This window comes from Mycolicibacterium vulneris (genome assembly GCF_002104765.1).
Taxonomy (GTDB): Bacteria; Actinomycetota; Actinomycetes; order Mycobacteriales; family Mycobacteriaceae; genus Mycobacterium; species Mycobacterium vulneris.
The window spans coordinates 1-23486 of the sequence record NZ_NCXM01000033.1; the positions used below are offsets into that span (position 1 = coordinate 1).

General features: G+C 69.2%; 23 protein-coding genes. 9 read left to right on the forward strand and 14 right to left on the reverse strand.

Features of this window, described 5'->3' with window-relative positions; translation table 11 throughout:
• The first annotated feature begins 195 nt into the window (after positions 1-195).
• Positions 196-1353, forward strand: coding sequence for an Mrp/NBP35 family ATP-binding protein (locus B8W69_RS24725; protein ID WP_110882049.1), 1158 nt, complete (start codon positions 196-198; stop codon positions 1351-1353).
• Positions 1354-1377: 24 nt separating this feature from the next.
• Here the strand turns inward: B8W69_RS24725 and tatB are convergent, their stop codons facing one another.
• From tatB to sigE, 4 genes are all read right to left on the reverse strand, one after another.
• Positions 1378-1782 (reverse strand): Sec-independent protein translocase protein TatB, encoded by a 405-nt coding sequence (tatB, locus tag B8W69_RS24730; protein ID WP_085292355.1) that lies wholly within the window; start codon positions 1780-1782, stop codon positions 1378-1380.
• Positions 1782-3296 carry a serine protease HtrA gene (htrA, locus tag B8W69_RS24735; RefSeq protein ID WP_085292356.1) on the reverse strand — a complete coding sequence of 505 codons (1515 nt, stop codon included), beginning with the start codon at positions 3294-3296 and terminating at the stop codon, positions 1782-1784. Before htrA ends, tatB begins: the two co-directional genes overlap by 1 nt.
• A gap of 145 nt (positions 3297-3441) precedes the next feature.
• Positions 3442-3837, reverse strand: a complete 396-nt coding sequence (gene rseA, locus B8W69_RS24740; RefSeq protein WP_085292402.1) for an anti-sigma E factor RseA — start codon at positions 3835-3837, stop codon at positions 3442-3444.
• Positions 3838-3966: 129 nt separating this feature from the next.
• Positions 3967-4722, reverse strand: coding sequence for an RNA polymerase sigma factor SigE (gene sigE, locus B8W69_RS24745; protein WP_085292357.1), 756 nt, complete (start codon positions 4720-4722; stop codon positions 3967-3969).
• Between the two features lie 201 nt (positions 4723-4923).
• Between sigE and B8W69_RS24750 the strand changes: the two genes are divergently transcribed.
• From B8W69_RS24750 to B8W69_RS24775, 6 genes are all read left to right on the forward strand, one after another.
• Positions 4924-5592 carry an O-methyltransferase gene (locus B8W69_RS24750; RefSeq protein WP_085292403.1) on the forward strand — a complete coding sequence of 223 codons (669 nt, stop codon included), beginning with the start codon at positions 4924-4926 and terminating at the stop codon, positions 5590-5592.
• Positions 5593-5723: 131 nt separating this feature from the next.
• Complete coding sequence (locus B8W69_RS24755) at positions 5724-6362, forward strand: TetR/AcrR family transcriptional regulator (protein ID WP_085292358.1); 639 nt, start codon at positions 5724-5726, stop codon at positions 6360-6362.
• Entirely contained in the window at positions 6352-7302 is a 951-nt protein-coding gene (locus B8W69_RS24760; protein WP_085292359.1) for an ABC transporter ATP-binding protein, read from the forward strand. The genes B8W69_RS24755 and B8W69_RS24760 overlap by 11 nt, the downstream gene beginning before the upstream one ends.
• Entirely contained in the window at positions 7299-8942 is a 1644-nt protein-coding gene (locus tag B8W69_RS24765; RefSeq protein ID WP_110882050.1) for an ABC transporter permease, read from the forward strand. The genes B8W69_RS24760 and B8W69_RS24765 overlap by 4 nt, the downstream gene beginning before the upstream one ends.
• 7 nt (positions 8943-8949) lie before the next feature.
• Entirely contained in the window at positions 8950-9624 is a 675-nt protein-coding gene (locus B8W69_RS24770) for a methyltransferase family protein (protein ID WP_085292361.1), read from the forward strand.
• A 29-nt stretch (positions 9625-9653) separates the two neighbouring features.
• Positions 9654-11345 (forward strand): CocE/NonD family hydrolase, encoded by a 1692-nt coding sequence (locus B8W69_RS24775; protein ID WP_245843358.1) that lies wholly within the window; start codon positions 9654-9656, stop codon positions 11343-11345.
• Here B8W69_RS24775 and glgC read toward each other — a convergent pair.
• Complete coding sequence (gene glgC / locus B8W69_RS24780; protein WP_085292363.1) at positions 11342-12556, reverse strand: glucose-1-phosphate adenylyltransferase; 1215 nt, start codon at positions 12554-12556, stop codon at positions 11342-11344. The two genes, B8W69_RS24775 and glgC, sit on opposite strands and share 4 nt — an antisense overlap.
• A 170-nt stretch (positions 12557-12726) precedes the next feature.
• Here glgC and glgA point away from each other — a divergent pair, with 170 nt between their 5' ends.
• Positions 12727-13890, forward strand: a complete 1164-nt coding sequence (gene glgA / locus B8W69_RS24785; RefSeq protein ID WP_085292364.1) for a glycogen synthase — start codon at positions 12727-12729, stop codon at positions 13888-13890.
• A 29-nt stretch (positions 13891-13919) separates the two neighbouring features.
• Here the strand turns inward: glgA and B8W69_RS24790 are convergent, their stop codons facing one another.
• From B8W69_RS24790 to log, 7 genes are all read right to left on the reverse strand, one after another.
• Complete coding sequence (locus B8W69_RS24790) at positions 13920-14093, reverse strand: DUF3117 domain-containing protein (RefSeq protein WP_003878471.1); 174 nt, start codon at positions 14091-14093, stop codon at positions 13920-13922.
• Positions 14094-14256: 163 nt separating this feature from the next.
• Positions 14257-14841 (reverse strand): DNA-3-methyladenine glycosylase I, encoded by a 585-nt coding sequence (locus B8W69_RS24795; RefSeq protein ID WP_085292366.1) that lies wholly within the window; start codon positions 14839-14841, stop codon positions 14257-14259.
• Positions 14838-15185 (reverse strand): DivIVA domain-containing protein, encoded by a 348-nt coding sequence (locus B8W69_RS24800; RefSeq protein WP_085292367.1) that lies wholly within the window; start codon positions 15183-15185, stop codon positions 14838-14840. The genes B8W69_RS24795 and B8W69_RS24800 overlap by 4 nt, the downstream gene beginning before the upstream one ends.
• Before the next feature lie 59 nt (positions 15186-15244).
• Positions 15245-16270: a glucosyl-3-phosphoglycerate synthase gene (locus tag B8W69_RS24805; RefSeq protein WP_085292368.1), complete on the reverse strand. Its 1026-nt coding sequence runs from the start codon at positions 16268-16270 to the stop codon at positions 15245-15247.
• On the reverse strand, positions 16267-17091 hold the full coding sequence (gene folP / locus B8W69_RS24810; protein ID WP_245843362.1) for a dihydropteroate synthase: 825 nt from the start codon (positions 17089-17091) through the stop codon (positions 16267-16269). The genes B8W69_RS24805 and folP overlap by 4 nt, the downstream gene beginning before the upstream one ends.
• Before the next feature lie 160 nt (positions 17092-17251).
• On the reverse strand, positions 17252-19030 hold the full coding sequence (gene fadD6 / locus B8W69_RS24815) for a long-chain-acyl-CoA synthetase FadD6 (RefSeq protein ID WP_085292369.1): 1779 nt from the start codon (positions 19028-19030) through the stop codon (positions 17252-17254).
• A 74-nt stretch (positions 19031-19104) separates the two neighbouring features.
• Positions 19105-19668, reverse strand: coding sequence for a cytokinin riboside 5'-monophosphate phosphoribohydrolase (log, locus tag B8W69_RS24820; protein ID WP_085292370.1), 564 nt, complete (start codon positions 19666-19668; stop codon positions 19105-19107).
• 88 nt (positions 19669-19756) lie between these two features.
• Between log and B8W69_RS24825 the strand changes: the two genes are divergently transcribed.
• Entirely contained in the window at positions 19757-21883 is a 2127-nt protein-coding gene (locus B8W69_RS24825) for an AAA family ATPase (RefSeq protein WP_165762685.1), read from the forward strand.
• Here B8W69_RS24825 and dapE read toward each other — a convergent pair.
• Both dapE and B8W69_RS24835 read right to left on the reverse strand, forming a co-directional pair.
• The gene (gene dapE / locus B8W69_RS24830) at positions 21880-22944 is read right to left on the reverse strand and encodes a succinyl-diaminopimelate desuccinylase (RefSeq protein ID WP_085292372.1); all 1065 of its coding nucleotides are present in this window, start codon (positions 22942-22944) and stop codon (positions 21880-21882) included. The genes B8W69_RS24825 and dapE overlap by 4 nt on opposite strands.
• Before the next feature lie 112 nt (positions 22945-23056).
• Complete coding sequence (locus B8W69_RS24835) at positions 23057-23434, reverse strand: PE/PPE C-terminal domain-containing protein (protein WP_245843359.1); 378 nt, start codon at positions 23432-23434, stop codon at positions 23057-23059.
• Between the last annotated feature and the right edge of the window lie 52 nt (positions 23435-23486).

Genomic DNA, 23486 nt, shown 5'->3' on the forward strand with positions numbered 1-23486 from the left:
CCCCCGGACGCCGGACCCCCGCCGGCGCCCCCGGCCGCCGGACCCTCGCAGGCCGCACCGGCGCCTAAGTCCGCCGGACCGTCGGGCACGGCGCCCGGCGCGCCCAAGCCGAAGCCGGCGGGACCCGGTCCGGCCTGACCGGCCCAGCGGGTCGCCGCGAAACGGCATCGTCGCGCACGCCTACACTCGGCGGTGATGTCCCGCCATGACTCTTCTGACTCAGCAGCCGACCTGAGCGCGGCTATCCGCACCGCCCTGGGCAAGGTGATCGACCCCGAACTGCGGCGTCCGATCACCGAACTCGGGATGGTCAAGAGCATCGACACCGAACCCGACGGCGCGGTGCATGTCGCGATCTACCTGACCACCGCCAGCTGCCCGAAGAAAACCGAGATCAGCGACCGCGTCAGCCAGGCGGTCGCCGACGTCCCGGGCACCGGCGCGGTCAAGGTCACCCTGGACGTGATGAACGACGAGCAGCGCACCGAGCTGCGCAAGCAGTTGCGCGGCGACGCCCGCGAGCCCGTTATCCCGTTCGCACAACCGAGTTCGCTGACCCGGGTCTACGCCGTCGCGTCCGGCAAGGGCGGTGTCGGCAAGTCCACCGTCACGGTCAACCTGGCGGCGGCGATGGCGGCTCGCGGCCTGTCGGTCGGTGTGCTGGACGCCGATATCCACGGCCACTCCATTCCCCGGATGATGGGCACCACCGACCGGCCCACCCAGGTCGAGTCGATGATCCTGCCGCCCATCGCGCACGATGTCCGGGTCATCTCCATCGCCCAGTTCACCGAGGGCAACGCCCCGGTGGTGTGGCGCGGGCCGATGCTGCACCGCGCGCTGCAGCAGTTCCTGGCTGACGTCTACTGGGGCGATCTGGACGTGCTGCTACTCGACCTGCCCCCGGGGACCGGCGACATCGCCATCTCGGTGGCGCAGCTGATTCCGAACGCGGAAATTCTGGTGGTGACGACGCCACAGCTAGCCGCGGCCGAGGTCGCCGAGCGGGCGGGCAGCATCGCGCTGCAGACCCGCCAGCGCGTCGTCGGCGTCGTGGAGAACATGTCCGGACTCACGCTGCCCGACGGCTCCACGCTGCAGGTATTCGGCGAGGGTGGTGGCCAGCAGGTGGCCGAGCGGCTCTCCCGGGCGGTCGGCGCCGACGTGCCACTGCTGGGTCAGATCCCGCTGGATCCCGAGCTGGTGGCCGCGGGCGATTCCGGCACGCCGCTGGTGCTCAGCGCACCCGATTCGCCGGTGGGCAAGGCACTGCGCGGGGTGGCCGACAGCTTGTCGGCGCGCAAGCGCGGGCTCGCCGGCGTATCGCTGGGGCTCGATCCGACCCGGCGCTAACGCACCCGCGGCCGCTGACGGCGCTCAGGTCGCGTCGGTGTCGAACGGCGTGTGACCGCCGGCCGGCTGCTCGCTCGCCAGCGCCTGGCCGCTCGCGGCGGGCGGGGTCTGCGGCGGGGCGCCATTCGCCGGCTTGTCGAAGGCTCCGGTCAGGAAGGAGTCGTCGCCGTCCAGCAGATGCTTGGTCAGCGCCGCCCGCGGTGTCATGCCCCGCAGCTTCTGCAATTCGCTGAGCGGAACGCGCAGATCGTCAAACTCCGGTCCGAGGTCCTCGCGCAGCTGACTGGTCACACCGCTGAGGTAGTCACGCGCCTGACGCAAGGCGTTCGACGTCCACCGGATGGCACCCGGTAGCCGCTCCGGCCCAAGGACCACCAGCCCGACCACGACGAGGACGAGCATGTGCTCCCAGCTCAGGCTGCCGAACATCAGCTGCCGTCAGGGTCCGGTTTGACGGTCAGCGTGACGTGGCGACCGTCGCGGACGACCTCGATCGGGGAATCCTGGCCGATGGTCAACTGCCGCACGGCGACGACGAACTCGTCGGCGTCGGCCACCTTGCGGTTACCGACCTTGACGACGACGTCGTTCTCCAGGACTCCGCCCTTCTGCGCGGGGCTGCCCGCCTTCACGTTGGCCACCTGGGCGCCGGACGCGATCGCGTTGCTCACCGACCGGGTGCTGACACCCAAAGTCGGGTGCACGATCTTGCCGTCCTTGATCAGCGTCTGGGCGACCTGCTTGGCCTCGTTGATCGGGATCGCGAAGCCCAGCCCGCTTGCGCTGTCGGACAACGACTTACCGGCCGTGTCGATGCCGATCACTTGGGAATCCATGTCGATCAGCGGACCGCCGGAGTTTCCGTGGTTGATCGAGGCGTCGGTCTGCAGCGCGTCGATCACCGTGTCGGTGTCCGAGCCCTCCCCCGACAGCGGCACCGGCCGGTGCAGCGCGCTGATGATGCCGTGCGTCACGGTGCTGCGCAGGCCCAGCGGCGCACCCGCGGCCAGGACCTCGTCGCCGACCCGCACCTTGTCGGAGTCGCCGAGGCGCGCCACCGACAGGTTGTCGACGTTGTCGACCTTCAGCACGGCCAGGTCGGTCTTGGGGTCGCGGCCCACCAGGTTCGCCGGCACCTCTTTGCCGTCGTTGAACACCACCGTCGTCTTGAACTGGCTGGGGTTGTTCGCGGCCTCGGAGATGACGTGGTTGTTGGTGACGATGTAGCCGCGGCCGTCGATGACGACGCCGGAGCCCTGCATGCCTTCCTGGTCGCTCTTCGACTCGATGGTCACCACCGCACCCGCCGTCGCCGCCGCCACCTTGGCGAAGCGCCCGGCCGGGCCTTCGCCGTTGCCGTTGGTCGACAGCGTCACCTTCGAGGTGGTGAACGCCTCGGCGACCTCGGCCGTCTTGCGACCGATCACCCCGCCGAGCACGCCGATGACCAAGGCGATCAGCAGGAGGATCAGCAACGCGAGGTAGGACACCTTGCCGCCGAACAACACGTCGCGCACGCCGAGTTTGCCGCCGTACCCGAGCGCAGTCCCGGATCGCGACGGCGCCACCGCCGGCGTGCCCAACGCCGCCGCGGCACCCGGGTCTCGCCAAGGATCGTCTTGCCCGTCGCGCTCCACACCGTTTTTCTCGCCGGCCAGCGCGTTGGCGTCCACCGGGTGGCGCTGCAGCGAGTCGGGACTGCCGTCGGGCCGGTGGAAGGCCTCCTGCAGCACGGGGTCGGCCGGCCGGTTGCTCGGCCGGAACTCGGTTTGGTCCCGGTACTTCTGCGGACGGACCCGTTCGGCCACGAACGACCCGCGCAGCCCGTCGGGACGGCCGAACTCCCGAGTCGATGCGGGGTCGACCGGCGGCCGCGAGACGGGGCGCGGCGCCAGGCGGTTGCCGCTGTCTTTTGCTTGGTCGTAGCCTTGGTCGGAGGTCACGTTATCCCTTTTGGATCCTCTACTTGAGCGCTCGAGACAGGCCTTTACCGGGCGAAATACGCGGCACCGGCGTTGTCCGTGTCCACCCTAGTATCCACGGCGCACCGTCGGTCGGCATGAACGCGCGTACGGGGTGGACTGAAGGCTACCGGCGCTTGCGCCGCCCGCGTCCGTCACGGTCGGCGAAGCGGTCGGATGCCTGCGCGGAGGAGTCGTCCGGCGACTCGTAGGGAATGTCGGCGAGCATGCCGAGCAGCGTGCTGGGGATGCGGATGGGGCGCGAATCGCGCAGCGCAGCGCGCGCCCCGCTCTGGTCCTCGACCTCGCCCGCACACTGGGCGCACAACGACAGATGATGCGCGGCCCGCAGGTGCGCGTTCATCCGGAGCTCGCCGTCGACGAACGCGGCGATCGCTTCGGCGGACAGGTGCTCGGTGGACCCGAACTGGCGCGGTGCGCCGATGGGCGCGTCGCTCTGGAAGGCGAACTGAGCGGGGAGCCAGGAGAACGCGCGGCGGAACACATGTCCACGATCGGGCATCACCAACTCCTCGCCATTCAATTCTTAACGCCGCCTTATTCGAATGTAGCGCGAGAGAGCGCGCGATACCGAGACTAAGGCCGCAAAGCCGCTGAATAGCTGCCCGAACGTTAGGCGGGCGGTCGGTGATTACGCCGACTTGGCGCGCACGGCGTCGCGATCAGGGTGTGCGGCCAGGTAGTCCCGCAGCGCCTGGCGGCCGCGGTGAATGCGGCTGCGCACGGTGCCCAGTTTGACGCCCAGCGTGGCACCGATCTCCTCGTAGGACAGGCCCTCGATGTCACACAGCACAACGGCCGCACGAAATTCCGGCGGCAGCGAATCGAGCGCGGCCTGCAGGTCGGGCCCCAGCCGCGAATCGTGGTAGATCTGCTCGGGGTTGGGCTCGTCGGCGGGCACCCGCTCGTAATCCTCGGGCAGCGCCTCCATCCGGATGCGCGAGCGCCGGCGCACCATGTCCAGGAACAGGTTCGTAGTGATGCGGTGCAACCACCCTTCGAACGTTCCCGGCTGGTAGTTCTGCACCGACCGGAAGACCCGGATGAACGTCTCCTGGGTGAGGTCCTCGGCGTCGTGCTGATTGCCGGAAAGCCGGTAGGCCAGCCGGTACACGCGGTCGGCGTGCTGGCGCACCAACTCGTCCCAGGACGGCATGGCCGCCTTGTCGCCAGTCGCGTCGAACACCGCGGTCCCTTGCAGCGCCTCGGACCGCTCCACCCACTCGTCGGTGGGGAGCTCCTGCGCATGAGACATGCTGGAAGGGCTGAGAAGCGTGGTGATGATCAAATCCTCCGAATCCGGCGTGCCCAACAACGGCACTTCGTCACTGGCGGCAACAGGTAGTTCCCACTCGGTATTCCCGGTCCAACGCCCTCCGCGATCCATAGGGCTACCGTCGCGTACCGGAGTATGTGCGGTATATGAACAATCTGAGCTGACCCTGAGAAACCGTATCGTTACCTGCGCTGTGCAGGAGATATCCAGCGCGCAGTGACCTTAAACGCAGTAGGACCGTTGGGCGTGTCACCCCGATCTGATTCAGGCGCGCCTGTCGGACTGCGCGCCGAAGTGGAATACGCTGCGGGCATGGACGGCACCGACGCAGAAGCCCCCGGTCAGGCAGCGCCCAGCCGGGCCGAATCGCTCTTCGCGCACGCCGAAAGCTCGATATCGGAAGACGCGCTGTTGGTGGCCGCGCGCGAGCGGGCCGTGGACATCGGCGCCGGCGCGGTGACACCGGCGGTCGGCGCGCTGCTGAGCCTGCTGACCAAGCTGAGTGGCGGCAAGGCCATCGCCGAAGTGGGCACCGGCGCAGGCGTCAGCGGGCTGTGGCTGTTGTCCGGCATGAGCGACGACGGCGTCTTGACGACGATCGACATCGAGCCCGAATATCTGCGGCTGGCCAAGCAGGCGTTCACCGAGGCAGGCATCGGCCCGTCACGGACCCGGCTGATCGGTGGCCGCGCCCAGGAGGTGCTTACCCGGCTCGCGGACGAGTCCTACGACCTGGTGTTCATCGATGCCGACCCGGTCGATCAGCCGGACTACGTCGTCGAGGGCGTGCGGCTGCTGCGCCCCGGTGGCGTAATCGTGGTGCATCGCGCCGCGCTGGGCGGACGGGCCGGTGACCCGGCTGCCCGCGACGCCGAGGTGGTCGCGGTCCGGGAGGCGGCGCGCCTGATCGCCGAGGACGAGCACCTCACCCCGGCGCTGGTGCCGCTCGGCGACGGCATCCTGGCCGCCGTGCGCGACTGATTCGCCTGGCTTTCTCCCATCCCGCCGCTTCGGCGTTGAGCACGCCGTTTTCGGGGTCGGTCGCATCTTTATGGATTCTTGACGCGCGCCGTCCTTGACCGCAGTCTGAACGTGCGTTTAACGTACTGAACATGCGTTCAGTCGACTTGACCGCAGCCGCCCGGATCCGAGACGCGGCGATCGAACAATTCGGCGAGCACGGATTCGGCGTCGGGCTGCGCGCCATCGCCGAAGCGGCCGGCGTCAGCGCTGCACTGGTCATCCACCACTTCGGCTCCAAGGACGGCCTGCGCAAGGCGTGCGACGAGTACATCGCCGAGACGATCCGCGGCAACAAGTCGGCGGCCTTGCAATCCAATGACCCGGCCACGTGGTTTGCCCAGATGGCAGAGATCGAGGAGTACGCGCCGCTGATGGCGTATCTGGTGCGCAGCATGCAGGCCGGCGGTGACCTGGCAAACATGCTGTGGCGCAGGATGATCGACAACGCCGAGGAATACATGGAAGAGGGCGTGCGCGCCGGGACGATCAAGCCCAGCCGCGACCCCAAGGCCAGGGCCAGGTATCTGGCCATCACCGGTGGCGGCGGCTTCCTGCTCTACATCCAAATGCACGAAACGCCAACGGATCTGCGGGCGGTGCTGCGCGACTACTCGCGTGACATGGTGTTGCCCGCGCTCGAGGTCTACAGCGAGGGACTGCTGACCGACCGGACCATGTACGACGCATTTCTGGCCGCTGAAGATCAAGGAGAATCTGATGCCCACTGAAAACGCCTCCGGTGTCGCACCTATCGAGATCTGCGGGCTCACCAAAAACTTCGGTGCGGTGCGGGCGCTGGACGGCCTGGACCTCACGGTGCGGGAAGGCGAAGTCCACGGGTTCCTCGGGCCCAACGGCGCCGGAAAGTCGACGACCATCCGCATCCTGTTGGGCCTGGCCAAAGCCGACAGCGGCAGCGTGCGGTTGCTGGGCGGCGATCCCTGGACCGACGCTGTCGACCTGCATCGCCAAATCGCCTACGTTCCAGGCGACGTGACGCTGTGGCCGTCGCTGACCGGCGGTGAGATCATCGACCTGCTGGCCCGCATGCGCGGTGGTATCGACAAACAGCGCCGCGCCGAACTGATCGAGCGCTTCGACCTTGACCCGCACAAGAAAGCGCGCACCTATTCGAAGGGCAACCGCCAAAAGGTTTCCCTGATTTCGGCTTTCTCGTCGCACGCCAGGCTGCTGCTCTTGGATGAGCCGAGCAGCGGCCTGGACCCGTTGATGGAGAATGTGTTTCAACAGTGTGTGGCACAGGCCCGCGACCGAGGTACGACGGTGCTGTTGTCCAGCCACATCCTGGCCGAGACGGAAGCTTTGTGTGAAAGAGTGACGATCATCCGGGCCGGCAAGACCATCGAAAGTGGTTCGCTGAACGAGATGCGGCATCTGAGCGGCACCTTCATCAAGGCGGAACTGACCGGCGACCCGGGCGATCTCACTCGAATCAAAGGTGTCGAGGATGTCAGCGTGGAGGGCAACACGCTGCGCGCCCACGTCGACAGCGAAAGCCTGGGAGAACTCATCCGAGTGCTTGGCGACGCCGGAGTGCGCAGCCTGGTCAGCCAGCCGCCGACTCTCGAAGAGCTCTTCTTGCGCTACTACCACACGTCCGGAGCCGACGGTCAGCACGGCCGTAGTGCAGCGAAGGCGTCGTCATGAGCACGACAACACAGGAGCGGTCGCGCCCTCCGGCATCGCCTGCGCCGCAGCGGGGTTCAAACTTCACCGGAACGCTTGGGATGCTGCGGCTCAATCTGCGCCGCGACCGGATCTCGTTGCCGCTGTGGGTGTTGCTCCTGTCGGTGCCGTTGGCCACGGTGTACGTCGGCAGCATCGAAAAGGTCTACCCCACCGCGCCCGCCCGCGCCGCATTCGCGGCCTCCATCATGGCCAGTCCGGCCCAGCGCGCCCTCTACGGCCCGGTTTACAACGACAGCCTTGGCGCCGTGGGGATTTGGAAAGCCGGGATGTTCCACGTGCTGATCGCGGTGGCCGTCATCCTGACGGTGATCCGGCACACCCGGGCTGACGAGGAGACCGGCCGGACGGAATTAGTGGACTCGACCGCGGTCGGCCGCTATGCCAGCCTGAGCGCGGCGCTGATGCTGTCGTTCGGCGCCTCGATTGCTACCGGCGCGATCGGGGCGGCGGGGTTGCTGGCTACCAACGTCCCGGCCGCCGGGTCGCTGGCCTTCGGGGCGGCGCTGGCCTGCTCTGGCCTGGTCTTCACCGCCGTCGCCGCGGTGACCGCGCAGTTGTCGCCGAGCGCCCGGTTCGCCCGCGGTTCCGCGTTCGCCGTACTGGGAGCCGCGTTCACGCTGCGCGCCATCGGCGATGCGGGTGAGGGCACACTGTCGTGGCTCTCCCCACTGGGATGGTCGCTGCAGGTCAAGCCTTATGCCGGCGATCGGTGGTGGGTGCTGCTGCTGCATCTGGTGACGACGCTGGTGCTCACCGTCCTGGCGTATCGGCTGCTCGCCGGGCGTGATGTCGGCGCCGGGCTCGTCGCGGAACGCCCCGGCCCAGCTACCGCGGCGCCCACGCTGGGCAACGCCTTCGGCTTGAGCTGGCGGCTCAACCGCGCCGCGCTGCTGCTGTGGACCGTCGGGCTGTGCCTGTACGGCCTACTGATCGGCAGCCTGGTGCACGGCATCGGCGACGAGTTGGGCGATAGCGGCGTAGCACGCGACATCGTCGCGCGGATGGGCGGCACCACCGCCTTGGAGGAAGCCTTCATCGCCGTGGCGTTCACCATGATGGCCATGGTGGCCGCCGCATTCGCCACCTCGCTCACCTTGCGGCTGCACCAGGAGGAATCGACCCAACGAGCCGAAACGGTGCTGGCCGGCGCGGTATCGCGAACCCGCTGGCTGACAAGTCATTTGGTCACCGCGCTCGCCGGATCCGCGGCGGCGATGCTGGCCAGCGGCGTGACCGCCGGTGTCGTCTACGGCGTCGCGGCCGGCGATGTCGGCGCCAAGCTGCCGATGGTCGTTGCCAGCGCTGCCGTCCAACTGCCCGCCGTGTGGCTGCTGTCGGCCGTGACGGTCTGCGTGTTCGGCTTTGCGCCGCGCCTGACGCCCGTGGCCTGGGGTGTGCTGGTCGGCTTCGTCGCCCTGTATCTGATCGGGTCGTTGGCCGGTTTCTCGCAGTGGTTGCTCGACCTGGAACCCTTCGCACACATTCCGCGGATCGGCACAGAATTCACCGTCGTACCGCTGTTATGGCTACTGGCCATCGACGTAGGGTTGGTGGTTCTGGGTGCCATAGCTTTTCGGCGCCGCGACCTCCGCTGGTAGGACTGGGATGAAAATCGGGATCAGGATCACGGCGACATCCCTGTGGGGCATTCTCTCCTGGATTTTGATCCTCCTCCTGCCGGCCGGCACCCTGCACTACTGGCAGGCGTGGGTCTTCATCGCCGTGTTCACGGTGGCGACCCTCGTCCCCGCCGTATACCTGGCCCGCGCCGATCCCGCGGCCCTGCAGCGCCGCATGCGCGCCGGCCCGCGGGCGGAACCCCGGACGGCTCAGAAGTTCATCATCGCCGGGTCGTTTTTCGCCCTGTTCGCGACGATGGTGTTCAGCGCGCTCGATCATCGGTTCGGCTGGTCATCGGTGCCGCCGTGGCTGTCGGTGCTCGGCGACGTGCTGGTGGCGACGGGCCTCGGCCTCGCCATGCTGGTGATCGTCCAGAACAGCTATGCCGGCGCCACAGTCACGGTGGAACGCGGCCAAACGGTCGTGTCCGACGGCCTCTACAAATTTGTGCGCCATCCGATGTACGTCGGCAACGTGATCATGATGATCGGTATCCCCCTGGCTCTCGGCTCGTACTGGGGATTGCTCTTCATCATCCCGGGCACCGTCGGACTGACGCTGCGCATCCTCGATGAGGAAAAGCTGCTTCTCCGGGAATTGCCCGGATACCGCGAATACGCCGACCGCGTGCGCTACCGGCTGGTGCCTTTCGTCTGGTAGCCACCGGACCCGCTGCTTAGGTTATGGAGGTGCTGCACCATCGGCGACCGGCCCCGGACCGCCCGTGGCGGCGCCCCGGCGCACTGCGGTATGCGTTGACCAGAATTCGCGGCGTCGCCAAGCCCCCCGTCACGGTCACCGACCCACCCCCGGATTTGCAGGTCGCGCGTGACGTGGCCGTCACCATGCGGGACGGAACGGTCCTGCGGATCAACGTCTTTCGCGAAGGGGGCGGGCCCGAAGCGCCCCGGCCGGTCATCCTGAGCATTCACCCGTACGGCAAAGACAACCTGCCGACCCGGCGCGGCGACAACACGACGTTCTCGGTGCAGTACCGCGTGATACGCCAGCCGCAACCGGTGGCGTTTTCCACCCTCACCGGCTGGGAGGCACCGGATCCGGCATGGTGGACCGCCCACGGCTTCGTTGTGGTGAACGCCGACTCGCGCGGCTGCGGCCATTCGGACGGCACCGGGAACCTGTTGTCCCGCCGGGAAGCCGAGGACACCTACGACCTGGTGCAGTGGATCGCCGGACAACCGTGGAGCGACGGGAACGTGGTCATGCTCGGGGTGTCCTACCTGGCGATCAGCCAGTACGCCGTGGCCGCCCTTGCGCCGCCGGCGTTGCGGGCGATCTGCCCGTGGGAAGGCTTCACCGACGCCTACCGCGACCTGATGTTTCCCGGCGGCGTCCACGAGATCGGCTTCAGCCGGCTGTGGTCGCGCAACCTCAGTCGCGACACCCGGCAGGACTACGACCTCGCGCGGATGCAGGAGAACCACCCGCAGTGCGACGAGTTCTGGCGCTCGCTGACACCTGACCTGTCGGCGATCAAGGTCCCCATGCTGGTCTGCGGCAGCTTCTCGGACAACAACCTGCACAGCCGCGGCTCGATGCGGGCATTTGTGCACGGCGGCTCCGACCACGCCCGGCTCTACACGCACCGCGGGGGCAAGTGGACCACCTTCTACTCCGACGCGGCGCGCGCCGAGCAGCTGAAGTTCTTTCGCGATGTGCTGGACGGCGCCCCCGCCGCGCGCAGTGTGCGCCTGGAAGTGCGCGAGGACCGCGACACCATCACCGCGGTGCGCGAAGAGGCCGAATGGCCGCTGGCCCGCACGCGTTGGCGCCCACTGTATCTGGGCGATGCCGGCGCGCTGACGGCCGAACAGCCCGCGACGCCCGGCTGCATCGAGTTCGGAACACGTTCCGGTGCAGCATCTTTCGCCTGGATCGTAGCCGAGGACGTCGAGCTGACCGGTCCGATGGTGGCCCGGCTGTGGGTCGAGCTGAGCGGCTGCGACGACGCGAACCTGTTCGTCGGTGTGGAGAAGTGGCGCGGTGGGCGGTTCGTCGGTTTCGAGGGGTCCTATGGCTACGGCCGCGATCGGGTGACCAGCGGGTGGCAGCGAGTTGCGCTGCGCGCCCTGGACCCCGAGCTGTCCCGGCCGGCCGAACCCGTCATCGCGGGCGTCGATCCACGGCCGCTGGCGGCCGGCGAGTTGGCCGCGGTCGAGGTGGAGCTGGGCCCGTCGGCGACGCTGTTCCGCGCCGGCGAGCAGCTGCGGCTGGTGGTCGCCGCGCGCTGGCTGTCCCCGAGAAACCCACTCACCGGCCAGTTTCCGGCGTGGTACCAGGGCTCGCCGCGCGGCCGCGTCACGTTGCACTGGGGTCCGCAACACGAGGCCCACGTGCTGGTTCCGGAGATCCCGGGCTAGATCCAGACGCCCTTGCCCACGGCGACGACACCGCCGGCGCTGATCGCGAAGCGCTCGCGGTCCTTTTCCAGATCCACGCCCACCATCTCGCCCGGCCCGACGACGACGTTCTTGTCCAGGATTGCGTGGCGCACCACCGCGCCGCGGCCGACGCGGGCGCCGGGCATGATCACGCTGCCCTCCACGATCGCGCCGTCGTCAACCACCACGTTGGACGACAGCACCGAGTTGCGCACCGAGGCCGCCGAGATGATGCTGCCCGCGCCCACCACCGACTCCTGCGCGGAACCGCCGTTGACGAACTTGGCCGGCGCCAGGTTCTCCGACTCGCCGCGGATCGGCCAGCGCTTGTTGTACAGGTTGAAGACCGGATGCACCGACACCAGATCCATGTGCGCGTCGTAGAACGCGTCCAGCGTTCCCACGTCCCGCCAGTAGGCGCGGTCACGATCGGTGGCGCCGGGCACCTCGTTGTCGCTGAAGTCGTACACGGCGGCCATCCCGTCGTCGACCAGTCGCGGGATGATGTCGCCGCCCATGTCGTGATCGGAATGGTCGTCGTCGGCGTCCGCGCGGATCGCGTCGATGAGCACCTTGGTGGTGAAGATGTAGTTGCCCATCGACACGAACGTCTGCTCGGGGTCGTCCGGGGTGCCCGGCGGATCCAGTGGCTTCTCCACGAACTCGCGGATGCGGCTCGACTCGTCGGAGTCGATGCAGCCGAACGCGGTGGCTTCGCTGCGGGGCACCCGGATGCCGGCCACCGTCGCGCCCGCGCCGCTGTCGATGTGGAACCGGACCATCTGCTCGGGGTCCATCCGGTACACGTGGTCAGCACCGAAAACCACGATGTAGTCGGGGTCTTCGTCATAGATCAGGTTGAGCGACTGATAGATCGCGTCGGCCGAGCCGGTGTACCATCTCGGGCCGAGTCGCTGCTGGGCGGGCACCGGGGTGATGTACTCGCCGGCCAGGCCGGACAGCCGCCAGTTCTGCGAAATGTGACGGTCCAGTGAATGCGACTTGTACTGGGTGAGAACGCAGACGCGCAGATACCGGGCATTGACGAGGTTGGACAGGACGAAGTCGATCAGACGGTAGGCGCCCCCGAAGGGAACCGCGGGCTTGGCGCGGTCCGCGGTCAGCGGATACAGCCGCTTGCCCTCACCGCCGGCCAGGACGATGCCCAGCACGTGTGGCGCTTCCCTCATGTTGTCAAACCTATCGGCCGTTGCGAAGGGCTGCCAGGGGGAAGGGGTGATTGGCGGAGTTCTGTGGGGCTGTCTGTCAAGGTATTTGGCCGCGCACGCCGCGAAGATCGCGCCGGCGGTGTGGTGAACCCGACTCGCGGCGGGCCCCCTCGCCGAACTACCGTTCGGGTATGCGGGTGGCGATGATGACGCGGGAGTACCCACCAGAGGTCTACGGCGGAGCGGGCGTACACGTCACCGAGCTCGTCGCCCAGCTGCGCCGGCTGTGCGCGGTCGACGTGCATTGCATGGGCGCACCGCGCCCGGGCGCCCACGTGCACGAGCCCGACCCGCGGCTGCAGGGCGCCAACGCGGCGATGTCGACCCTGTCGGCCGACCTGATGATGGCCAACGCGGCGTCGGAGGCCGACGTGGTGCATTCGCACACCTGGTACACCGGCATGGCCGGGCATCTGGCCGCGCTGCTCTACGGCGTCCCGCACGTCTTGACCGCGCATTCGCTCGAGCCGCTGCGCCCGTGGAAGGCCGAACAACTCGGTGGGGGCTACCGGATCTCGAGCTGGGTCGAACAGACCGCTGTGCTGGCCGCGGACGCCGTCATCGCGGTCAGCTCCGCGATGCGCGAGGACGTCCTGCGTGTCTATCCCACACTGGATCCCAGCGCGGTGCACGTCATCCGCAACGGCGTCGACACCGACGTCTGGTACCCGGCGGGGCCGGTGCGAAGCGGATCGATGCTGACCGAACTCGGCGTCGATCCATCCCGGCCCATCGTGGTGTTCGTGGGCCGGATCACGCGGCAGAAGGGGCTGGCGCACCTGGTGGCCGCCGCCCACCGGTTCAGCCCGGAGACGCAGGTGGTGTTATGCGCCGGCGCCCCCGACACCCCGGAGATCGCCGAGGAGATCCGCGACGCCGTGGCCGCGCTGTCCCGCAGCCGCACCGGGGTGTTCTGGATCCGGGAGATGCTACCCATCGGGGAGTTGCGCGAAATCCTTTCGGCGGCATCCGTTTTCGTATGTCCGTCGGTGTACGAGCCGTTGGGTATCGTGAATTTGGAGGCGATGGCCTGCTCGACGGCGGTGGTGGCGTCCAATGTCGGCGGCATCCCGGAGGTGGTCGCCGACGGGATCACCGGGACGCTGGTGCATTACGACCCGGACGACGCGCAGGGCTATCAGACCGGGTTGGCCAAAGCGGTCAACGAGCTGATCGCCGACCGCGACAAAGCGCAGCGCTACGGTAAGGCGGGACGCCAGCGCTGCGTCGAAGAGTTCTCCTGGGCCCACGTCGCCGAGCAGACCCTGGAGATCTATCGGAAGGTGTGTGCGTAGCGCCGCCGACATCCGTTCGGCGGCAAGCCCTAGCTGGAGCTCGTGACGCCCTTGAGTTCGTCACCGAGGGCAGCCGCTTCGTCGGGCGTCAGCTCGACGACAAGTCGACCGCCTCCCTCAAGTGGTACCCGCATCACGATGCCGCGCCCCTCCTTTGTTGCTTCCAGAGGACCGTCTCCGGTCCGGGGCTTCATCGCCGCCATCGAGTGCTCCCTCCAGGTAGCTGGCCCGCCCGTGCGGACCTGGTCGGCGCCGAGCATGCCCTGCCAGCGAACTTCAAGCCATGCCCGGCATCGAACTGCCTTATCACCCCTCCATTGTTCCCTATCCAGGTCACCACTTGTACAAAGACCCACAACTGTGTGCTCAGCGCGCGGTGGCGGGCACCCAGCAACCGCGAATATGGTCGTCGACCATGCCGGTCGCCTGCATCAGCGCATAAGCGGTGGTCGGGCCGACGAAGCGGAAGCCGCGCCGCTTGAGTTCACGGGCCATGGCCTTCGATTCGTCAGTGGCCGAGGGGATTTGGGAGGGGTCAGCCGGCCGGGACCGCGGCGACGGCGCAAACGACCACAGCAGGTCCGCCAGGTCCGCCGGAGTTCCCAGTTCAGCCGCGGCCCGGGCATTGGCGATCGTCGACTCGATCTTGGCGCGGTTGCGCACGATTCCCTGATCCGCCATCAGCCGCTGCACGTCTGCGTCGGTGTAATCGGCGACCTCGGCGATGTCGAACCGGGCGAACGCACGCCGGAAATTCTCCCGTTTACGCAGGATAATGAGCCAGGACAGGCCACTTTGAAAGGCCTCCAGGCTCATCCGCTCGAACAACGCGACCCCGTCGCGCACCGGCTGGCCCCATTCACGGTCGTGGTAGTCGCGATAGAGCTCGAAATCGGGTCCTGGTCGCACGGTCGCCCAGCTGCAGCGAACCAGCCCGTCGTCTTCACTCACACTGAGTCCTGACGATCCTCACCGTCGTCTGGTTCCCCGGCTCCGCCCTCAACCTCCGGCCCGGCGTGCACCGCGGCCAGCTGGCCGCGCAGCGCCTCGAGCTCGCGCGCCAGCCGATCCAGCACCCAGTCCACCTCACTGGTCTTGTAACCGCGCAGGACCTGGGTGAACTTGACGGCGTCGACGTCGGAGCCGGTCACCCCGAACGCGGGCAGCACCGTGGCCGTCGTCCCCCGGGGCAGGGGCGGCAGCTGCTCGCCGCGACCGAACAACAGGCTGGCCGCGCCGAACAGGACGATCGCCACCAGCACCAGGACCACCAGGTACAGCAACACCAACGCCACGTGCTCGATACTGCCCTATGCCACCGACACCGCGACGTTCAGCGTGACCGCGTCGGGACCTACCGCGGCCTGAGCACCTGCATCGGCGGCCGGTCCGCCAGCGACACCGGCGAGGTGCGCTGGGTGTAGCCCTGAAAGTCGGAGCCGTCGGAGCCGTCGGAGCCGTCGGCGACGAACTGGGTCAGCCCGATGCCGGAGTCCGGGACGCCGCAGCGCGACAGCAGGGTCGCGATGATCTGGCGGCTCATCACGCCCAGCTCGGCCAGCGGCCGGTTGCGGTGCGCGCGCACGCCCAGGTTTACCTGGGCGATCGCGTCCAGGCCCAGCCGGTCGAAGGTGTCCACCAGCAGGCCGATCTCGACGCCGTAGCCCGGCGCGAACGGCAGCGAGGTCAGCAGCTCACGGCTGGCCGCGTACTCGCCACCCAGCGGCTGCACCACGCAGCCCAGCTCCGGACGCAGCGCCGCAAGCAAGGGCCGGGCCACCAGCTCGGTGACGCGCCCGCCGCCGGTGGCGCTGACGTCGCCGCCGACATCGCCGACGTCGCTGAGCTCGCTGCCCCGCAGGGGCCGTCGGTAGAAGCTTTTGACCAGGTGAATGCCGTCGCCGGTGAGCATCGGGCCGACCAGCCACGGCACGAACATGGGGTGCGGGTCGATCAGGTCGGAGTCCACGAACACCACGATGTCGCCGCTGGTGGCCGCCAGCGAGCGCCACAACGCCTCGCCCTTTCCGGGACGTGTCGGCACCTCGGGCAGGGCTTGCTCGCGGCTGACGACGCGGGCGCCCGCGGCGACGGCACGGATCTCGGTGTCGTCGGTGGAGCCCGAATCGAGGACGATCAGCTCGTCGACCAGCCCATCGACCAGCGGTGAGATGCTTTCGATCACCGACTCGATGGTTTCTTCCTCGTTGAGGGCCGGCAGAACCACGGAGATGGTCCGCCCGGCCTTGGCGGCTTCGAGTTCGGCCATGGTCCAGCTGGGCCGGTTCCGCCTGTCGTTGGCCAGCCACACGTCTCCGGGCCGGGCGGCGAGCGCCCTGTCCTTGGCGAGGTCACCGGCGAACAGATCCGATGCGGTCATGCCAGCCCCCTCACCGTGCGCGCCGGCGGGCGGGTTCCCTGGATCGAGGCCACCATTTCCAGCACCCGGCGGGTGGCCGCGACCTGGTGCACGCGGAACATGCGCGCACCCGCGGCGGCCGCCAGCGCGGTGGCGGCCAGCGTTCCCTCGAGCCGCTCGTTCAGTTCCACACCCAGAGTCTCCCCGACGAAGTCCTTGTTGCTCAAAGCCATGAGCACGGGCCACCCGGTATTTACAAGATCGCCCACGTGGCGTAACAGCAGCAGCCCGTGGTAGGTGTTCTTGCCGAAGTCATGGGTGGGGTCGATCAGCACGCGGTCGCGGGCCACCCCGCAGGCCACCGCCCGCTCGGCGGCCGCGGTGACCTGGGCGATGACGTCGTCGACCACACCGCGGGTGGTGGTGCCGTAGTTCACCCGGAACGGGCGCGTGCGCGGCAGCGCGTTGCCGGTGTGCGAACACACCAGGCCCGCCCCGAACTCGGCGGCCACCTCCGGTAGCGCCGGGTCGATGCCGCCCCAGGTGTCGTTGATCAGGTCCGCGCCGGCCGCGCAGGCCACCTTGGCAACCTCGGAACGCCAGGTATCGGCGCTGATCAGCTGGTCGGGGTAGGCGTCGCGCAGCCATTCGATGAAGGGCACCAGCCGGGCGATCTCGGTGTCGGCATCGACCTCTTGGCCGGGCCCGGCCTTGACGCCGCCGACGTCGATGACATCGGCGCCGTCGGCGACGGCCTGGTGCACGGCCGCCCTGGCGGCCTCGTCGCTGAAGGTCGCGCCCCTGTCATAGAACGAGTCCGGGGTGCGGTTGATGATCGCCATGATCAGCGCGCGATCGCCCGCGACCGGTCGGCCGCACAGAGTTGACTGCACACGTATATGGTGCCCGGTCGCCGCCGCGCGCGCGGCCCGGGGACCGTCGGCGGCCCCGCGCACAGTCGGCGTAAGGGGAAAGCGGAGCGTCAGCCCGGGGTTGCGCGCCTTAAGGGCGTTTGCCCTCGGCCACTTCGCCGGGGTACTCGTCGTAGTAGGGCACGTAGCCCTCATCGCGCCCGGCCAGCACGTACAACGGGTCCTTCACGTCCGAGCCGTAGCCCTGATCGCGCAGCTCCACCTTGCGGCTCTTGAAGGTCGTGGTCTGCTCGATGGACTCCACCACCCGCACGAACAGCGGCAGCGCGTAGACGGGCAGCTGGTCGTAGACGGCGCGGGCCAGCGACTTCCCGTCGAACTCGGCGCCGCCGCGCAGTTTGACCGCAGCCATCCCGGCGCGGCCGCCGGTGCGCGGCACCTCGACCCCGAAGACCGTGCAGTCCTCGACGGAGTCGTCGGCCGCCAGCGCCGCCTCGACCTGCGTGGTGGCCACGTTCTCGCCCTTCCACCGGAAGGTGTCGCCGAGCCGGTCGACGAACGCGGCGTGCCCCATGCCTTGTGGACTCATCACGTCACCGGTGTTGAACCAGCAGTCGCCCTCACGAAAGGCGTTGCGCACCAACTTCTTTTCGCTCGACTCCTTGTCGGTGTAGCCGTCGAACGGCTGCAGCCGGTTGACCGGGCTGAGCAACAAACCGGGCTCGCCGGCCGGCACCCGGCGGACCCGCCCGTTGTCGTCACGCAGCGGGGCGCCGGTGTCGGGGTCGTACTCGACGTAGGCCAGCGGCATCGGGAAGACGCCGGTGGAGCGGGGCACGTTGAAGACGTTGATGAATGCCGCGTTGCCTTCGCTGGAGGCGTAGAACTCGCAGACTCGGGCGATGCCGAATCGCTTGGTGAACTCGTCCCAGATCTCCGGGCGCAGCCCGTTTCCAGCGATCACCCGCACCTTGTGCGCACGGTCGGTCGGCTTGGCCGGCTGGTTGAGCAGGTACCGGCACACCTCGCCGATGTAGATGAACGCGGTGGCCTCGTTGGCGATCACCTCGTCCCAGAACTTCGACGCCGAGAACGACTTGCCCAGCGCCAGCGTCGCCCCCGAGTTGATCACCGACGACAGCGCTACCGTCAGCGCGTTGTTGTGGTAGAGCGGCAGGCAGCAATACAGCGTGTCGGAGCTCTTGAGCCGCAACCCGATCCCGCCGAACGCCGCGAGCGCCTTGAGCCACCGCAGATGCGTCATGACGCTGGCCTTCGGGAATCCCGTTGTGCCCGAGGTGAAGATGTAGAACGCGGTGTCCCTGGCGTGCACGGCCGACGCCGAGGCGGGGTTGGTGGCCGGCGCGCTCACCGCGAACCGCTCCAGGTCCTCGACCGTCAGCGTCTCGGTGCTGCCCGAGCCGCCGCACTCGGCCACGGCGCTGACCAGATCGGTCTCGGCGATGAGCACCTTGGCGTCCAGCAGGCCGAGGCTGTGCGCGAGCACCTCGCCGCGCTGATGGTAGTTGAGCATGCCGGCGACGGCGCCGCACTTGACCGCGGCCAGCATGGCCAGCACGGTGTTGGGCGAGTTGCGCAGCATGATGGCGACGACGTCGCCCTGGCCGACCCCGCGCGCGGCCAGCACGGCGGCGTACCGGTTGGCGGCCGCGTTGGCGTCGCGGTAGGTCAGTTGCTGATCGCCCATGCGCAGGAAGATCCGGTCGCCGTAGCGGGCGGCCCGCTCCTGAAACACCGTGCCGATCGATTTCTTGGAGCCCGGCTGGGCCAGCAGCCCGGTCATCGCGCCCCGCACGATCACCGGCAGGTCGGCCAGCACGGCCGGCGCCCGAAATGCGATATCGGTCAGTTTGACCGCCGTGCGCGCTGCCCCGTCACGATCGGACACGTGATCCCCTCGATTCGTTTCCAAAGTCAAGCTCGGCGGACAGCCTAGTAGGGGTGGCAAACCCGTCGGCGGCCTCAGCCGGGTGCGCACGCTTCCAGCGCCGCGCTCACCTTGTCGACCAGCACCAACCGGTCCATCGCCACCTGGGTGATGTAACCGCTGTCCAACAATCCGCACAACCACGTCCAGAGCCCTTCGTAGTGACCGAAGGGATCCAGCAAAACGATGGGTTTGTCGTGCAGACCGAGGAACGCCGTCGTCCATGCGTCAAGCAACTCGTCGAGGGTGCCGAGGCCACCGGGCAGCACGACGAACGCGTCGGCGCGGTCTTCCATGAGTTGCTTGCGCGCGTGCATGGTGTCGCTGACGATCAGCTCGTCGGCGTCCGCGTCGGCGATCTCGCGGCGCATCAGAACCTTGGGGATGACGCCGATTGTCCGGCCGCCGCGGGTGCGCGCCGCGCTCGCCACGGCACCCATCGCCGACACCCGGCCCCCACCCCACACCAGCGTCCAGCCGCGCTCGGCGATCGCCTCGCCGAGTTCCCCAGCGACTCCGAGCAATTCGGGATGTTCCGGGCCGGATGCGCAGTACACACACACCGACCACTCGCTGGACGAAGCGCGTTGGCCGGGCATATCCGCCAAAGGTAGACCAACCGCATACGGCCCGTCATATCTGGGGCTTTCGCCCTGCCGCCCCGCTCTCGCACCATAAAATTCGGCAGTGCCGATTCGATGGAACGTCCCCCAACACGCGACGGCCTCAGAGCGGCTGGATGCGGCGTTGGCCGAAGGGGCGCGCGGGGCGGTAGTGCTGGGACCCGACGGCGTCGGCAAATCCACACTGGCCCGGGTGGCGGCCGAGCGGTTCGCCGGCCGGCACCCGAACACGCTCGTCCGCTGGGTCACCGGAACCCCGACCGAACGTACCGTCCCGTTCGGGGCGTTCAGCCATCTGGTGGAGATCGCCGACCTCGGCAAGCCGGCCGCGCTGCTGCGGGCCGCCCGGGCGTCGCTGGGCGGCGACGACCTGTTGCTCGTCGTCGACGATGCCCAACACCTGGACGTGCTGTCGGCCACGCTGGTCTACCAGCTGGCGCGCGACGGCGCGGGGCGGCTCATCGTCACCGCAAAAGCCGACTCCGCCCCCGAGGCGATCGCGGCGCTGTGGACCGACGGCCTGCTCACCCGGATCGACATCGAGCCGCCCGGCGGGGCGAGCGCGCCGGCGGAGATCAACACGTTCCTCGCCGAGCTCCCCGTGGCGGCGCGGTCGGTGTTGGAGTATCTCGCCGTCGCGGAGCCACTCTCGGTCGCCGACCTGACCGCGCTCGCCGGCGACGGCGCGGTGGCCGAGGCCGTGACGTGGGGCGCCGCGGAGACCCGGGCGCGCGGCGGGTCGTCGGACGACCCGGTCGTCTATACGGCCCACCCGCTGTTCGCCGAGCGGACGCGGGCCGCGCTCGAACCCGAGGACGCCCGGCAACGGCGCACCGACCTGGTCACGCTGCTGTCGCAGCGGCCGTCCGAGCACCTCAGTGACCGGTTGCGGCTGGTGTCACTGGCCCTGGACAGCGACACTCCCCCGCGGGTCGCCGACGTCGTCGCCGCCGCCCAGCAGGCGCTGCGGCTGGGCGACCTGGCGCTGGGCGAACGGCTGGCCCGGTCGGCGCTGCAGCGCTCCGGCGGGTTGGCGGCGCGGCTCGCGCTGGCGCACGCCCTGGCCTGGCAGGGCCGCGGCCGGGAGGCCGATTCGGTGCTGGCCGACGTCGACTCCGCCGCGTTGACCGAGGCGGCGCTGATGGACTGGGCACTGCTGCGGGCGGCGAACCAGTTCTGGATGCTCAGCGAACCCGAGCGCGCCACCGCGTTCCTGCGGACCGTGCGCAATCGGGTCGCCGATACCGGCCCGCGGATCACCCTGGACGCGCTCAGCGCGACCTTCGCGATGAACGCGGGCAACGTAGGGCACGCCGTGAAGGTCGCCGGCGACGTTCTCGCATCCCCGGCGGCCGACGACCAGGCGGTGGCCTGGGCGGCCAGTGCCGGCGCCTTGTGCGCGGCGCGCGAAGGCCGCTTCGATGCCGTCGAGCAGCTGGCGCAGCGCGCCCTGGCCGCCGAACACCCCGGGCTGCTGCGCTTCACCATCGGGCTGGGTCAGACCACAGCGCTGTTGATGGCCGGCCACCCCGACCAAGCCCGCCGGCTCGCCCAGCAGTTCACCGACTTCGCCGAACTGCAACAGCCGGGCCGCGCCATCGGCGAGGTGCTGCTGGCCCACGTGCTGATCGCCGGCGGCGAATTCGCCTCTGCGGCAGCATTATTGGCTCCGGCGGCCGCCACCCTGGAGCGCACCGGATACTCGTGGGGGCCGCTGTCGCTGACGCTGCTGGCCACCGCGCTGGCCCAGCAGGGCGACACCGCCGCCGCGGCAAAGGCGTTGAGCAGGGCCGAATCCCGGCACGGCACCAAGTCGGCGCTGTTCGCGCCCGAGCTCGGGGTGGCGCGGGCGTGGCGGCTGGCCTTGGTGCGCGACATGCACGGCGCGGTGGCCGCCGCGCGCGACGCCGCCCGGATGGCCGAACGCGGCGGCCAGCGGGGCGTGGCGGTGCGGGTCTGGCACGAGGCCGTGCGGCTCGGCGACACCCGGGCCGCCGACCCTTTAGCCCGGCTCTGCGCCGAGATCGACTGCGTCGCAGGCAGAATCGCGCTGACCCATGCTCGCGCGCTGGCTGCCGGCGATGACGCGGGCCTGCGGGCGGTGTCGGACGAGCTGACCTCGATCGGCATGCACGCAGCCGCCGCCGATGCCGCCGCGCAGGCGCAGCGGCGCGGGGCCGGGACGGCTTAGCCGCTCAGGTAGCCGCGCAGCACATCCACCGCGGCGGTGATCTTGGCGACCGCGACCCGCTCGTCGCGCTTGTGCGCCAGATTGGGATCACCCGGCCCGAAGTTGACCGCCGGTATGCCCAGCGCGGCGAACCGTGCCACGTCGGTCCAGCCGTACTTGGCCCGCACGTTGCCGCCGGCCGCCTCGACCAGGGCCTTGGCGGCGGGTTGGGACAGCCCGGGCAGAGCGCCGGCCGCCGCGTCGCTCTGTTCGATGTGCACGTCGAGCCCGGCGAGCACGTCGTGCACGTGTTGCAGCGCCTCGGGCAGCGACCGGTCGGGGGCGAAACGGAAGTTGACCGTCACCGCGGCCGCGTCTGGAATGACGTTGCCCGCCACGCCGCCGTCGATGCGCACGGCCGACAGGCCCTCACGGTAGACGCAGCCGTCGATGTCGACGCTGCGCGCCTGGTACGCGGCCAGCCGCTCCAGTACGGCGCCGAGCTTGTGAATCGCGTTGTCGCCCAACCAGGATCGCGCCGAATGCGCACGGGTACCGGTGGCGCTGACCACCACGCGCAGGGTGCCCTGGCAGCCGGCCTCGATGTAGCCGCCGGTGGGCTCGCCCAGAATGGCCACGTCGGCGGCCAGCCAGTCCGGCAGCTCGCGTTCGATGCGGCCCAATCCGTTTGCCGCGGCGTCGATTTCCTCGCAGTCGTACATCACCAATGTAAGATCGTGCACTGGGTCGGCGACGGTGGCGGCGAGGTGCAGGAAGACCGCGTCACCGGATTTCATGTCGGCCGTGCCGCAGCCGTACAGGTCGTCGCCCTCGCGGCGGCTGGGCAGGTTTCCGGCCACCGGCACGGTGTCCAGGTGCCCGGCCAGCAGCACGCGCGACGGCCTCCCGTGGTTGGTGCGTGCCAGCACGGCGTTGCCGTTGCGAACGATCTCGAACCCTGCGGTCTGGGCGCGCAGCGCGGCCTCGACCTCGTCGGCCAGCCGCGCTTCGCCCCTCGATTCGCTGGGGATGTCGACCAGCGCGGCGGTCAGCGCGATGGGATCTCCGCGTAAGTCCAGCACGGTCTCAGGGTAGTGGCGATCGCAAGCGCGGCGGAGCCGGGCGCAGCGGGTCGCCACCACCGCTCCAGTGGCGATCGCAAGCGCGGCGGAGCCGGGCGGAATGCCTCGGGGGCTAGACGAGCAACCGCGTGGGCATCACCTTCGGTTTGACGCCGTAGCACGGCCCCATGCCATAGCCGCCGCCCCGCCCCGCCGAGGCGACCGCCGGCATGCCGGACGCCCACGTGGTGTGCGCCTCTTCGGTGGGTGCGGTCCACCCCGTACCCGCGACGGTCACGGCGGGCACCCGAGGTGTGGCCGCCGACCACATGGCGGGGGTCGACAATCCGCCGACCGGGGACGCCGAGCCCATGCTCGCCAGCACTCGTGCCGCACCGCCGCCCGCGGTGCTGACCGGTGCCGCGGCACTCACCAGGGCGCCACCGCCACCCAACCCGCTGGCCACAGTGGCAGCGGGACCCGTCGTGTCGACGACGTGTTGATACAGCACCCCGGACACGATGCTGTTGAACAGGTTGCGTGCCCGCGTTGGGGTTTGAACA